The following is a 14,041-nucleotide window of genomic DNA, read 5'->3' on the forward strand; positions in this document are numbered from 1 at the left end:
GACCCCGCAGCACCGCGGCCGGCCGCCTATTCCCCCCACCCATGCCTCCATGACCAGAACCCTGTTACACACCAAGGACGCCATGAGCCAGCAGCCTTCCGCCGCACCGGCCCCCACCTCCGTCACCTCCTCCGCCACGGCCACCGTCGCGGGGCGCCGCGACTGGTGGCGGGACGCGGTCATCTACCAGGTGTATCCGCGCAGCTTCGCCGACAGCAACGGCGACGGCATGGGCGACCTGGAGGGTGTCCGCACCCGCCTGCCGTACCTGCGCGACCTGGGCGTGGACGCCGTGTGGCTCAGCCCCTTCTACGCCTCGCCGCAGGCCGACGCCGGGTACGACGTCGCCGACTACCGGGCCGTCGACCCCATGTTCGGCTCCCTCCTGGACGCCGACGCGCTGATCCGCGACGCCCACGGGCTGGGCCTGCGCATCATCGTCGACCTGGTCCCCAACCACTCCTCGGACCAGTACGAGTGGTTCAGGCGCGCCCTCGCCGAGGGCCCCGGCTCCCCCTCCCGGGACCGGTACCACTTCCGCCCCGGCAAGGGGAAGAACGGCGAACTGCCCCCCAACGACTGGGAGTCCATCTTCGGCGGGCCCGCCTGGACCCAGGTCACCGAGCCCGACGGCACGCCGGGGGAGTGGTACCTGCACCTCTTCGCGCCCGAGCAGCCCGACTTCAACTGGGAGCACCCGGCGGTCGGCGACGAGTTCCGCTCCATCCTGCGCTTCTGGCTGGACATGGGCGTGGACGGCTTCCGCATCGACGTGGCGCACGGCATGGTGAAGGCGCCGGGGCTGCCGGACCTTGGATCCCACGAGCAGCTGAAGCTGCTGGGCAACGATGTCATGCCGTTCTTCGACCAGGACGGTGTCCACGACATCTACCGCCAGTGGCGGCTGATCCTGGACGAGTACAGCGGCGAGCGCATCTTCGTCGCCGAGGCGTGGACGCCGACCGTCGAGCGGACCGCGAACTACGTCCGTCCCGACGAACTGCACCAGGCCTTCAACTTCCAGTACCTGGGCACCCACTGGGACGCCGAGGAACTGCGCACGGTCATCGACCGCACCCTGGACGCGATGCGCCCCGTCGGCGCCCCCGCCACCTGGGTCCTCTCCAACCACGACGTCACCCGGCACGCCACCCGGTTCGCCAACCCGGCAGGGCTCGGCACCCAGATCCGCCTGGCCGGCGACCGCGCGCTCGGCCTGCGCCGCGCCCGCGCCGCCACCCTCCTCATGCTGGCCCTGCCCGGCTCGGCCTACGTCTACCAGGGCGAGGAGCTGGGCCTGCCGGACGTCGTCGACCTCCCCGACGAGGTACGCCAGGACCCGGCCTACTTCCGGGGCGCCGGCCAGGACGGCTTCCGCGACGGCTGCCGGGTGCCCATCCCCTGGACGCGCACGGGTTCGTCGTACGGCTTCGGCACGGGCGGCAGCTGGCTCCCGCAGCCGGCGGGCTGGGCCGAGCTGAGCGTCGAGGCCCAGACCGGCGAGCCCGGCTCGACCCTGGAGCTGTACCGCGCCGCACTGGCGACCCGCCGCGACCAGCCCGACCTGGGCGCGGGCGACACGGTGGAATGGCTCCGCGCCCCCGAGGGCGTCCTCGCCTTCCGCCGCGGCGACTTCGTGTGCGTCGCCAACACCACCGGCGAGTCGGTGACGACGCCCACGTACGGCCGCCTCCTCCTGACCAGCGACGAGGTCACCGAGACCCCGGACGAGACGAAGGTCCCGGCGGACACGACGGTGTGGTGGACGACGGCCTGACGGTCCGCGGCTCGGCGAACGGCTTTTTTCTTTGAAGTTGGTACGGCCTGCTGCCCTTTCGGGTGGCGGGCCTCTACCATCTGCGTCACCCGCAATCTTGCTGAAGCTTGCAGCAAGAGCCTTCAAAGAAGAAGGAACCCCACATGGCACGCAGATTGCTCACGGCGGCCGTCGCTCTCGCGGCTGCCGTTGTCATGACCCCGACTGGAGCGCAGGCCTCCCCGCCCGGCGCCAAGGACGTCACCGCCGTTCTCTTCGAGTGGAACTTCGCCTCCGTCGCCAAGGAGTGCACCAGTACCCTCGGCCCCGCCGGCTACGGCTACGTGCAGGTCTCGCCGCCCGCCGAGCACATACAGGGCGGGCAGTGGTGGACCTCGTACCAGCCCGTCAGTTACCGGATCGCCGGGCGGCTCGGGGACCGGGCCGCGTTCAAGAGCATGGTGGACACCTGCCACGCGGCCGGTGTGAAGGTCGTCGCCGACGCCGTGGTCAACCACATGTCGGCGGGCGGCGGCACCGGTACCGGCGGCTCGTCGTACGCGAAGTACGACTACCCCGGGCTCTACTCGTCGCCCGACTTCGACGACTGCCGCTCCCAGATCGGCAACTACCAGGACCGCTACAACGTCCAGCACTGCGAACTGGTCGGCCTCGCCGACCTCGACACCGGCGAGGAGTACGTCCGCAAGACCATCGCCGGGTACCTGAACGACCTGCTCTCGCTCGGTGTCGACGGCTTCCGGATCGACGCCGCCAAGCACATCCCGGCGGCCGACCTCGCCGACATCAAGTCGCGGCTGAGCAACCCGGGCGTCCACTGGAAGCACGAGGTCATCTACGGCGCGGGCGAGGCCGTCCAGCCCACCGAGTACACCGGCAGCGGCGACGTCCAGGAGTTCCGGTACGCCTACGACCTCAAGCGCGTCTTCAACAACGAGAACCTCGCCTACCTGAAGAACTACGGCGAGGGCTGGGGGTACATGAGCAGCGGCGTCTCCGGCGTCTTCGTCGACAACCACGACACCGAGCGCAACGGCTCCACGCTCAACTACAAGGACAACGCCAACTACACCCTGGCCAACGTCTTCATGCTCGCCTGGCCCTACGGCGCCCCCGACGTCAACTCCGGCTACGAGTGGTCGAACGCCGACGCCGGACCGCCCAACGGCGGACGGGTGGACGCCTGCTGGCAGGACGGCTGGAAGTGCCAGCACGCCTGGCCCGAGATCAAGTCGATGGTCGCCTTCCGCAACGCCACCCGGGGGCAGGCGGTCACCAACTGGTGGGACAACGGCAACGACGCCATCGCCTTCGGGCGCGGCAACAAGGGCTTCGTCGCCATCAACCACGAGTCCGGCCCGCTGAACCGGACGTACCAGACGTCGCTGCCCGCCGGGACGTACTGCGACGTCCAGAGCGGCAGGGCCGTGAGCGTCAACGGCTCGGGACAGTTCACGGCGACGCTGGGCGCCAACACCGCGCTCGCCCTGTACGCGGGCAGGTCCGGCTGCTGAACGCGCCTCATGGGCAAGGGTCGTGAAAATTCTTACCGGTACTTTCACGACCCTTGCCGCAAGACTTGCGGCAGCGCTACGGTCACGCCGGGGTCGGACCCGATCGAGCCGTCAGCACAAGGAGTTCACGCCCGTGATACCCAGATGGCCGGTGCCTGTCGCGCGCCGCACCGCACGAGTGAGACGGGTCGCGGCCGTCACCGTGACCGCGCTCGCCGCAGCCCTCCTCCCGCCCCTCGCCGCGCGGGCCGACACCCCGCCCGCGCCCCCGTCCGACGCGAAGCTCGCGAAGGCGGACGCCCGGCACGACCTCACCCGCGAGCAGTTCTACTTCGTCCTGCCGGACCGCTTCGCCAACGGGGACGCCAAGAACGACCGCGGCGGCCTGACCGGCACCCGGCTCGCCACCGGCTACGACCCCACCGACAAGGGCTTCTACCAGGGCGGCGACCTCAAGGGCCTGACCGACCGGCTCGACTACATCAAGGGCATGGGCACCACCGCCATCTGGATGGCGCCCATCTTCAAGAACCAGCCCGTGCAGGGCACGGGGGAGAACGCCTCCGCCGGCTACCACGGCTACTGGATCACCGACTTCACCCAGGTCGACCCGCACTTTGGCACCAACCAGGACCTCAAGAACCTCGTCTCCAAGGCGCACGCCAAGGGCATGAAGGTCTTCTTCGACGTCATCACCAACCACACCGCCGACGTCGTCGACTACGAAGAGAAGTCGTACGACTACCTCTCCAAGGGCGCCTTCCCCTACCTGACCAAGGACGGGAAGCCCTTCGACGACGCCGACTACGCGGACGGCGACCGCAGGTTCCCCCGCGTCGACACCGGCTCCTTCCCGCGCACACCGACCGTGCCCGCCGCGAAGAAGAACCTCAAGGTTCCGAAGTGGCTCAACGACCCGGCGATGTACCACAACCGGGGCGACTCCACCTGGGCCGGCGAGTCCACCACGTACGGCGACTTCTCCGGCCTCGACGACCTGTGGACCGAACGTCCCGAGGTCGTCGGCGGCATGGAGAAGATCTACCAGCGGTGGGTGAAGGACTTCGCCATCGACGGCTTCCGCATCGACACGGTCAAGCACGTCAACATGGAGTTCTGGACCCAGTGGGCGACCGCGCTGGACGCGTACGCCGCGAAGAAGGGCCGGGACGACTTCTTCATGTTCGGCGAGGTCTACTCCGCCGACACCGCCGTCACCTCCCCGTACGTCACCGAGGGCCGCCTGGACTCCACGCTGGACTTCCCCTTCCAGGACGCGGCCCGCGCGTACGCCTCCCAGGGCGGCAGCGCGCAGAAGCTCGCCTCGGTCTTCGGCGACGACTACAAGTACACGACCGACAAGGCCAACGCGTACGAGCAGGTCACCTTCCTCGGCAACCACGACATGGGCCGCATCGGCACCTTCCTCAGGCAGGACGACCCGAAGGCCACCGACGCCGAACTGCTGAAGAAGGACCGGCTCGCCAACGAGCTGATGTTCCTCAGCCGCGGCAACCCGGTGATCTACTACGGCGACGAGCAGGGCTTCACCGGCGCGGGCGGCGACAAGGACGCCCGCCAGCCCATGTTCGCCTCCCGCACCGCCGACTACCTGGACGACGACCAGCTCGGCACCGACCGCACCCACGCTGATTCGGCCTACGACCCGAACGCGCCGCTGTACCGGCAGATCAGCGCCCTCGCCAAGCTGCGCAAGGCCCACCCCGCCCTCGCCGACGGCGTCCAGACCGAGCGCTACGCGGCCGACGGCGCCGGTGTCTACGCCTTCTCGCGCACTGACGCCGCACGCGGCACCGAGTACGTCGTCGCCTTCAACAACGCCGACGAGGCGAAGACGGCCACCTTCGCCACCGGCTCGGCGGACATGACCTTCCGCGCCCTCTACGGCACCGACGACGACGCCAAGTCCGGCGCCGACAAGAAGGTCACGGTCACCGTGCCCGCCGGGTCCGCCATCGTCCTCAAGGCCGCCGGCAAGCTCGCCGAGCCCGCCACCAAGCCCACGATCACCCTCACCGCCCCCGACCCCGGCGCCACCGGCACCGTCGAACTGACCGCCGATGTCGCAGGCGGACAGCTCAACCGCGTCGTCTTCGCCGCCCAGACCGGCGACGGCGAGTGGCGCACCCTCGGCTCCGCCGACCACGCCCCCTACAAGGTCACCCACACCATCGGCGAGGACACCCCGGCCGGCACCGCCCTGCGCTACAAGGCGGTCGCCGTCGACTCGGCGGGCCGCACCGCGAGCGCCATGGCCGACTCGACGACCGGCACCCCGCCGGTCGAGGAGCCGCCCACCGCCGCCTCCCGCGACCACGCGATCGTCCACTACAAGCGGGCGGACGGGAACTACCAGGACTGGGGCCTGTACGCCTGGGGCGACCTCGCCGACGGTGAGGCCACCGAGTGGCCGGACAGCCACCCCTTCATCGGCCGGGACGCCTACGGCGCCTTCGCCTACGTCAAGCTCAAGCCCGGCGCCAGCGACGTCAACTTCCTCGTCGTCGACAAGGACGGCAACAAGGACGTCGCCGCCGACCGCACCATCGACGTCACCCGGACGGGCGAGGTCTGGATCGAGCAGGGCAAGGAGCAGGTCGTCACCGAACGGCCCGACTACCCGGCCCAGGACAAGACCAAGGCCGTCCTCAACTACCACCGCGCCGACGGGAACTACGACGGCTGGGGCCTGCACGTCTGGAGCGGCGCCGCGAACCCCACCGACTGGGCGAAACCCCTCCAGCCGGTGCGGACCGACTCCTACGGCGCGGTCTTCGAGGTACCGCTCACCGAGGGCGCCACCGGCCTCAGCTACATCATCCACAAGGGCGACGAGAAGGACCTGCCCACCGACCAGGCCCTGGACCTCACCGCGGGCGGCCACGAGGTGTGGCTGCTGAGCGGGCAGGAGAAGTACCTGCTGCCCCAGCCCGCGGGTTCGGCGGCGGCCGTCGACCTCACCACCTCCAAGGCGGTCTGGATCGACCGGAACACCGTCGCCTGGAACGGCGCCGAGGGCGCCGCCTCCACCCAGCTGCTCGCCTCCCGCACCGGCTCGGTCAAGGCCGCGAACGGCAGGCTGACCGGCGACGACGAGGCCACCTGGCTCCGCCTCACGAAGACCGCCCTCACCGACGCCCAGACGGCGAAGTACCCGCACCTGAAGGAGTACACCGCCTGGTCGGTCGACCCGCGCGACCGCGACCGGGTCCGCGAGGCCCTGCGCAGCCAGGTCGTCGCCGCCCAGCGCGCCGCCACCGGCGCCGTCCTCGCGGCGACCGGCGTGCAGATCGCCGGAGCGCTGGACGACCTGTACGCGGACGACGCGACCCGGGCCGACCTCGGCGCCACCTTCCGGCACGGCCGCCCCACGCTCTCCCTGTGGGCGCCGACCGCGCAGAACGTGCGGCTGGAGATCGGCGACCGCACGGTCCGGATGCGGCGCGACGACGACTCCGGCGTCTGGTCCGTCACCGGCCCCCGCTCCTGGAAGGGCGATGCCTACCGGTACGCCGTGACGGTGTGGGCGCCCGAGGCGGGCAAGGTCGTCACCAACAAGGTCACCGACCCCTACTCGCTCGCCCTGACCACCGACTCCGAGCGCAGCCTCGTCGTCGACCTGGCCGACCGCGACCTCGCCCCGCGCGGCTGGGACAGCTACGACAAACCCAAGGCCGTGCCGCTCAGGGACGCCCAGATCCAGGAACTGCACGTCCGTGACTTCTCCGTCGCGGACCGGACGGCGGACGCCGACCACCGGGGCACCTACCTCGCCTTCACCGACAAGCGGAGCGACGGCTCGAAGCACCTGCGCGAACTGGCCGAGGCGGGCACCTCGTACGTCCACCTGCTCCCGGCCTTCGACATCGCCACGATCCCCGAGAAGAAGTCCGACCAGGCCACCGTCGACTGCGACCTCGCCGCGCTGCCGGCCGACTCCGACAAGCAGCAGGAGTGCGTGGCGAAGGCCGCCGCGAAGGACGCCTACAACTGGGGCTACGACCCGTACCACTACACGGTCCCCGAGGGCTCCTACGCCACCGACCCGGACGGCACCGCCCGCACGGTCGAGTTCCGCGAGATGGTCAAGGCGCTGAACGACGACGGACTGCGGGTCGTCATGGACGTCGTCTACAACCACACCGCCGCCAGCGGTCAGGGGAAGACCAGCGTCCTGGACCGGATCGTCCCCGGCTACTACCAGCGGCTCCTCGCCGACGGATCGGTGGCGAACAGCACCTGCTGCGCCAACACCGCCACCGAGAACGCCATGATGGGCAAGCTGGTCGTCGACTCGATCGTCACCTGGGCCAAGGAGTACAAGGTCGACGGCTTCCGCTTCGACCTCATGGGCCACCACCCGAAGGCCAACATCCTCGCCGTCCGCGAGGCCCTCGACGCGCTGACCCTCAAGAAGGACGGCGTCGACGGCAAGAAGATCATCCTGTACGGCGAGGGCTGGAACTTCGGCGAGGTCGCCGACGACGCCCGCTTCACGCAGGCCACCCAGAAGAACATGGCCGGCACCGGCGTCGCCACCTTCTCCGACCGCGCCCGCGACGCCGTGCGCGGCGGCGGCCCCTTCGACGAGGACCCCGGCGTCCAGGGCTTCGCCTCCGGCCTCTTCACCGACCCCAACTCCTCGAAGGCCAACGGCACCGAGGCCGAGCAGAAGGCCCGCCTGCTGCACTACCAGGACCTGATCAAGGTCGGGCTCTCCGGGAACCTCGCCGGTTACCGCTTCACCGACACCAGCGGCAAGGAGGTCAAGGGCTCCGAGGTCGACTACAACGGCGCCCCCGCCGGATACGCGGCGGCACCCGGCGACGCCCTCGCCTACGCCGACGCGCACGACAACGAGTCCCTGTTCGACGCGCTCGCCTTCAAGCTGCCCAAGGACACGTCCGCCGCCGACCGGGCCCGCATGCAGGTCCTCGCCATGGCGACCGCCGCGCTCTCGCAGGGCCCGGCGCTCTCCCAGGCGGGCACCGACCTGCTGCGCTCCAAGTCGCTGGACCGCAACTCCTACGACAGCGGCGACTGGTTCAACGCCATCCACTGGAGCTGCGCCGACGGCAACGGCTTCGGGCGCGGGCTGCCGCCGGCGGCCGACAACCAGGACAAGTGGCCGTACGCCAAGCCGCTCCTCGGCTCGGTCGGGGTCGGCTGCCCGCAGATCACGGGCGCCTCGGCCGCGTACCGGGACCTGCTGAAGATCCGTACGGGCGAGCAGGACTTCTCCCTCGCCACGGCGGGCCAGGTGCAGTCCCGGCTCTCCTTCCCGCTCTCCGGGAAGGACGAGACACCCGGCGTGATCACCATGCGCCTCGGTGACCTGGTGGTCGTCTTCAACGCGACCCCGCAGGAGCAGCGGCAGCGGCTGAGCGAGTCGGCCGGGACCGGCTACCGGCTGCACCCGGCGCAGGCGTCGGGAGCGGACCCCGTGGTCCGGAAGGCCGCCTACGCGAAGACGTCGGGCACTTTCACGGTCCCGGCGCGCACGGTGGCGGTCTTCACCCGCGCGGGCTAGCACAGCGCTGCGGTTAGGGTGCTCCTGTCCGCCGTAGAACAGGAGCACCCATGCCGCAGATCACCATCGAGCGTTCCGCGTCCCTCGACGACGTCGACTGGGAGGAGTTCGCGGTCGCCCTGCACCCGGTGATCGTGGAGACGGTGGCCGCGCGGCTGGAGGCGTGCAAGACGCGGGTCCTGCGCAGCGAGGACGAGGCCGTCGGCGCCGAGAAGGAGCGGCACGCCATCGTGGACGTCTCGATCGCCCTGCTCGCCGGACGCTCCGACGACGCCAAGGCGCGGCTCACCGAGTCCGTGGTGGAGCTGCTCCGCAAGCACGTCGAGCCCAGGGACGGCGTCACCCTGCACCTGTCGGCCGAGGTGCGCGACCTCGACGCGTCCTACCGCAAGGCCGAGGTCTGAGGCAGGGGCCTCAGGACGCCAGCGCGATCAGCCGGCCGACCAGGTCCCCGAACGGGCCGTCGGCCGGTTCGGCCTCGATGACCCGGCGCAGCAGGGCGCCCATCTCCTCGTCGTAGGCGGCGCTCACCGCCGTCAGCGCGGCGAAGTCGTGCACGAGCTGCGTCTCGAGTTCCGCGCGCGGGATGCGGCGCCCGTCCAGCCAGATCAGGGCCGTCGACTCGGCGAGCGAGATCCAGGAGCGGACCACCAGTTCCAGCCGTGCGGGCGGATCCGTGACGCCCAGGTGCGAAAGGATCTGGACATACGCGGCCTGCCGTACGGAGTCCACGAGAGCGTTGGTGGTGGACGCTGTGCTCATTGAGCAGGCTCCGCCTGCGGTGACCGCCGGACCGCCGCGCATCAGGGCCGAGAAACCGGGCCCGTGCTCCTCGACGAAGTCGAAGTAGCGCCCCATCACCCGCAGCAGCCGGGCCCCCAGCGGACCCTCCGCCGGCTCCACGAACCGGGCCGCCAGATCGTCCGAGGCGCGTTGCAACGCGGCCTCGTACAGGCTGAGTTTGCCGGGGAAGTAGTGGTACACCAGCGGGCGCGAGATGCCCGCGGCCGACGCTATCTCGTCGATGGACACCTCGTCCGGCGAGCGGCGGCTGAACAGTTCGAGCGCGACGCCGATCAACTGCTGCCGCCGCTCCTCGACGCCCATTCTGCGGCGTACCCCGGTAGTCATACGAACACCTTACCGATCGAATCCAGCCCCCGAACGGGCCGGACCGGGCATCGGTGTTCACATGTCGAGCACGAGCCGGTTGGAGCGGGCACGGGACACGCAGATGAGCATCGAGTCGCCGCGCTCGGAGTCGGTCAGCAGCTCGTCCCGGTGATCGATCTCGCCCTCCAGCACTTTCTGTTGGCAGGTCCCGCACCAGCCCTGCTCGCAGGAGTACGGGGTGCCCGGCAGCTCGGCCCGCACCGCGGCCAGCACCGACGAGTCGCCGGGGACGGTCAGCGTGCGCCCGCTGCGGTGCAGTTCGACCTCGAACTCCGCGTCGCCGCCCGCCGCGGTGCGCGGCGCGAACCGCTCCAGGTGCAGGGCGGTGCCCGTCGGGAGGCGTTCCTCGACGGCCGCGATCAGCCCCTCCGGGCCGCAGCAGTACACGGCCGTGCCCTCGGACAGCTCCGCCAGGAAGGCGTCGAGCCCGGGCCGCCCGTCCTCGTCCTCGGCGACCACGGTGACCCTCCCGCGGTCCCGGTCCAGCTTCTCGATCTCCTCCAGGAACGGCATCGAGGCCCGCGTCCGGCCGCCGTACAGCAACCGCCACTCGGTGCCCTCCGGCAGCGCCCGCAGCATCGGCAGCACCGGCGTGATGCCGATGCCGCCGGCGACGAAGACGTAGGCGGGCGCCTCGACCAGCGGGAAGCGGTTGCGCGGCCCCCGCACCTCCAGCTCCGTGCCCTCCTGCACCTGCTCGTGCACCTCGCGCGAACCGCCCCGCCCGTCCTCGGCCAGCCGCGTGGCGACGGTGTACGACGAGGTGTCCTCGGGGTCGCCGCACAGCGAGTACTGCCGCACCAGACCCGACGGCAGCACCAGGTCCAGGTGTGCCCCCGGCTCCCAGCGCGGCAGGTCGTGACCCTCCAGGCGGATCCGGACCACCCCGTCGGCCACCAGCTCCCGCGAGGTGACCAGCAGCGTCAGCGCGCGCGAGCGCGGCCGCCCCGAGACCGGCGGGTCCAGGGCGGGCATCGGCCACAGCGGAGAGCCCTGGATGCGGCGCCGCAGCGCGCGCCGGGCGACGAGCGCGGCACCGGCCGCGAGCAGCAGGGCCGTCGGTGCGGGCCTCATGCGGACGCCTCCTGGGACTTCTCGGCGGCCACGGCGGCCACGGCGGCGGGGGAGGCCGCGAGATAGGCCACGGCCTGCTCGGTGGAGCCGAACTGGGACGGGTGGTAGTCGCGGCTCAGATAGCCGGGTATGGAGCGCAGCACGGCGCCGGTGGCGGGCAGCAGGCCGCTGCGCCCGCGCCGGTGGAAGTCGCCGAAGGTGGCGCGGCCGTCGGTCAGCGTCGGGTCGTTCTCCATGAAGAACCGGGCACCGCGCTGCCACAGGAACACCAGGGCCGCGAACGCGGTCGCCCAGGTGCGGGCCCGCCGCGCGTACCCCCCGTCCAGGTGCTCGAAGAGGTCGAAGGCGACCGACCGGTGCTCGACCTCCTCGGCGCCGTGCCAGCGCAGCAGGTCCAGCATGGTCGGGTCGGCGCCGTGCCGGTCGAGCGCCTCGGCGTTGAGCACCCAGTCGCCGAGGAACGCCGTGTAGTGCTCGATGGCCGCGATCAGCGCCACCCGCTCCATCAGCCACCAGCGGCGCGGCCGGCCCGGCGGCAGGGTGCGGTCGCCGAGCAGCTTCTCGAAGAGCCAGTCGACCTGCGCGGTGTACGGCGTCGGGTCGAGCCCCTGGTCCCGCAGGTGCGGCAGCACCTCGTCGTGGGCCTGGGAGTGCATCGCCTCCTGCCCGATGAACCCGATGACGTCCTCGCGCAGCCGCTCGTCCCGGATGAGCGGCAGCACCTGCTTGTAGACGTGCACGAACCAGCGTTCCCCGGCGGGCAGCAGCAGGTGCAGCACGTTGATGGTGTGCGTCGTGAACGGGTCCCCCGGCACCCAGTGCAGCGGGGTGGCCTCCCAGGCGAAGGACACCTTGCGGGCCTTGAGCGGGACATGCGTGTTAGACATGGCGTCAATGTACTGACGGGTATCGGCTCAGGGAACCCTTGTGCGGCCACTTGTTGACGCGAACGTCAGCAGGGGTGGCGGGTGCGGTGACCCGGTGGGCCGCTAGCGCAGCCCGCCGATGGTCCGGCCGCCCTCCAGCGTGCCCTTCAGCTCGGCGCGGGCACCCTGCTCGGCTTTCGCCGTCAGCAGGTTTCCGTCCGCGGAGTCGCTGATGCCGCCCGTCGCCTCGATCGACTCGGTGTCGCGGCTGCCCGCGGCGAGCAGGTACCAGTGCCCGCCCGCCGACTTCCACAGCACCCCGGCCAGCACGTGCGGGTCGCGCTCGCCGCAGGCCGGCACGGACTGCGCCTTCGCCGCCACCGCCCCCTGCGTGCCGCCCGGCGTGCGGAACTGGGCCAGCACCCGGGCCCCGTCGCCGCGCCAGGTCTCGGCCCGGGTGCACACCCAGGCGCCCGACCCGGTCGAATCGGGCAGCGGCTGCTTCGCGAACTCCCAGGCGTTCACCGACCGCACCCCCTGCCCGCGCACCGCGCCCAGCGAGCAGGCGTACGGCGCCCAGGAGCGCAGCGCCTCCGGGCCCGAGGCGTCCTTCGCCGAGCCGGGGCGGCCGGTGGTGAGACGGGCCGGGACCAGCTCGCCGAGGTCGGTCACCACGCGGGTGTCCGAGCCGTCGGTCAGCTCCAGCACGTTCCAGGAGGTGCACGCGCCGGACTGCTGCTGCACCGGGCTGGCCACCGGCGCGGTCACACCGTCGGTGAGCGCCAGCTCCCGCGCCCCGTCGTCCGGCCCGCCGAGGTCCCGCCCGGCCGCCTTCGTCACCCAGGGCGCCGTCAGATAGCGGACGTTGCCGTCGGCCCGGCCCAGGACCACCGCGGTCGCCCCGGCCCGGCCGGCCCCGTCGGTCCGCGCCAGGTCCAGGGCGGCACCGGCCGTGCCGTCCCTCGGCTCGGCGTACCGGACGACGCGCAGACCGTCGTGGAGGATCACCACGCGCGCGTTGTCGACGTCCCCGGCGTACAGCAGCTGCGGCGGCCCGGCCGGACCGCCGGTCGCGGTGCCCGGCGTCGCGGACACCCCCACGCTGTCGCCGGGCCGCGCCCAGACGGCCAGGGCGCGGCGCAGCAGCTCCTCGTCGCCGGTGCGGTCACCGCGCGCCGGCCACACCGAGAAGTCCGTGCGCGCGGACGTCTCCCACGCGGTGGGGGCCACCTTCGTGAGCCTGCCGGGATCGAGGGCCGCCTGGGCCGCCGGGTTCCGCGCGTACGCCGGGGCGGCGGCACCGTCCGGACCCCAGCCGTCGCCGGGCAGGCCCAGCAGCGCCCCGCACACCACCAGGGCCGCCCCGGCGACCAGCGCGGCCTTCGTGTGCTGACGCCGGCGCAACAGATCGGTCGGCCGGGCCTGGAGGGAGCAGGGGTCGAACTCGGGGGAGCCGAGCAGCGCGTACTCGCCCGGCATCGCGCCGGCCTCCCGCAGGGCGCCGTCCACGTCCTCGGCCCCGGCGGCCCGGAGCACCTGGCGGACACCGTCCTCGGAGAGCCCCTCCAGGCCCCGCAGCGCGTACGCCGCCCGGGCCGGCCCGGAGAGCGCGGACAGCCGCTGGTCCAGGGCGAGTTCGTCGGCGCCGCCGGAACGCGGGAACAGCTTGAGGCCGCGGACGTGCGGCAGCAGGGGCGGCAGCTGGGCCCGCGTGGGCCAGGCGCGCCGACGCAGCGGACGGCCCGCCTCCAGTGCCGTACGGACGACTCGCAGGCGGACCAGGGCGTAGCCGGGGTCGACCTCCTGGCCGGTCGACTGGGCCGGGATCACCGGGGTCGTCGTCCGGCCGCGGGGCAGCGCGCGCTGGGTGAGGGCGTGCGCGGTCAGGACGCGGCGGCCGCGGCCGAGACCCGGCGGCAGCACCAGATAGGCCAGCCGGGCCAGGCGCGGATAGTGCTCGACGAGCGCCGCCTCGGCCTGCTCGACGTCGACGACCGGGTCGGCCGGAGAGGTTGAGGGCGGTGCGGGGCGCGGGGCGACATCCTGTGGCTGCACGTCCAGCAGAACGAGCGAACGGGGGGATGGT

Annotated in this window: 8 protein-coding genes; 4 read left to right on the forward strand and 4 right to left on the reverse strand. The window is 71.9% G+C overall.

Translation table 11 applies throughout. The features are described from left to right. Nucleotides 1-82 precede the first annotated feature (82 nt). The 4 genes from ACFC1X_RS07905 to ACFC1X_RS07920 all read left to right on the forward strand — a co-directional run bounded on the left by ACFC1X_RS07905 (nucleotide 83) and on the right by ACFC1X_RS07920 (nucleotide 9,246). Nucleotides 83-1,777, forward strand: a complete 1,695-nt coding sequence (locus ACFC1X_RS07905) for a glycoside hydrolase family 13 protein (RefSeq protein WP_376349808.1) — start codon at nucleotides 83-85, stop codon at nucleotides 1,775-1,777. A gap of 143 nt (nucleotides 1,778-1,920) precedes the next feature. Further along, nucleotides 1,921-3,291 (forward strand): alpha-amylase family protein, encoded by a 1,371-nt coding sequence (locus tag ACFC1X_RS07910; RefSeq protein ID WP_376349708.1) that lies wholly within the window; start codon nucleotides 1,921-1,923, stop codon nucleotides 3,289-3,291. A 133-nt stretch (nucleotides 3,292-3,424) separates the two neighbouring features. Further along, nucleotides 3,425-8,842, forward strand: coding sequence for a pullulanase-type alpha-1,6-glucosidase (gene pulA / locus ACFC1X_RS07915; RefSeq protein ID WP_376349710.1), 5,418 nt, complete (start codon nucleotides 3,425-3,427; stop codon nucleotides 8,840-8,842). 50 nt (nucleotides 8,843-8,892) lie between these two features. Further along, nucleotides 8,893-9,246: a 5-carboxymethyl-2-hydroxymuconate Delta-isomerase gene (locus tag ACFC1X_RS07920; protein WP_376349712.1), complete on the forward strand. Its 354-nt coding sequence runs from the start codon at nucleotides 8,893-8,895 to the stop codon at nucleotides 9,244-9,246. A 10-nt stretch (nucleotides 9,247-9,256) separates the two neighbouring features. On the opposite strand, the gene ACFC1X_RS07925 is transcribed toward ACFC1X_RS07920, so the two are convergent. The 4 genes from ACFC1X_RS07925 to ACFC1X_RS07940 form a co-directional block, all read right to left on the reverse strand. Continuing rightward, nucleotides 9,257-9,973: a TetR/AcrR family transcriptional regulator gene (locus ACFC1X_RS07925; protein ID WP_376349714.1), complete on the reverse strand. Its 717-nt coding sequence runs from the start codon at nucleotides 9,971-9,973 to the stop codon at nucleotides 9,257-9,259. A 57-nt stretch (nucleotides 9,974-10,030) separates the two neighbouring features. Further along, nucleotides 10,031-11,089: a PDR/VanB family oxidoreductase gene (locus ACFC1X_RS07930; RefSeq protein WP_376349716.1), complete on the reverse strand. Its 1,059-nt coding sequence runs from the start codon at nucleotides 11,087-11,089 to the stop codon at nucleotides 10,031-10,033. Beyond that, a complete protein-coding gene (locus tag ACFC1X_RS07935; protein ID WP_376349718.1) occupies nucleotides 11,086-11,976 on the reverse strand; it encodes a metal-dependent hydrolase in 891 nt (296 codons plus the stop codon). The genes ACFC1X_RS07930 and ACFC1X_RS07935 overlap by 4 nt, the downstream gene beginning before the upstream one ends. Nucleotides 11,977-12,078: 102 nt before the next feature. After that, nucleotides 12,079-14,010 carry a hypothetical protein gene (locus ACFC1X_RS07940; protein WP_376349720.1) on the reverse strand — a complete coding sequence of 644 codons (1,932 nt, stop codon included), beginning with the start codon at nucleotides 14,008-14,010 and terminating at the stop codon, nucleotides 12,079-12,081. Between the last annotated feature and the right edge of the window lie 31 nt (nucleotides 14,011-14,041).

It is taken from the genome of Streptomyces sp. NPDC056128 (genome assembly GCF_042263835.1).
Lineage (GTDB): Bacteria > Actinomycetota > Actinomycetes > Streptomycetales > Streptomycetaceae > Streptomyces.

Bases quoted from the DNA above. Each gene is read 5' to 3' on its own strand.
- ACFC1X_RS07910 (WP_376349708.1), top strand. From the start codon at position 1,921: ATGGCACGCAGATTGCTCACGGCGGCCGTCGCTCTCGCGGCTGCCGTT.
- ACFC1X_RS07925 (WP_376349714.1), bottom strand. From the start codon at position 9,973: ATGACTACCGGGGTACGCCGCAGAATGGGCGTCGAGGAGCGGCGGCAG.
- ACFC1X_RS07935 (WP_376349718.1), bottom strand. From the start codon at position 11,976: ATGTCTAACACGCATGTCCCGCTCAAGGCCCGCAAGGTGTCCTTCGCC.
- ACFC1X_RS07930 (WP_376349716.1), bottom strand. From the start codon at position 11,089: ATGAGGCCCGCACCGACGGCCCTGCTGCTCGCGGCCGGTGCCGCGCTC.
- ACFC1X_RS07920 (WP_376349712.1), top strand. From the start codon at position 8,893: ATGCCGCAGATCACCATCGAGCGTTCCGCGTCCCTCGACGACGTCGAC.
- ACFC1X_RS07905 (WP_376349808.1), top strand. From the start codon at position 83: ATGAGCCAGCAGCCTTCCGCCGCACCGGCCCCCACCTCCGTCACCTCC.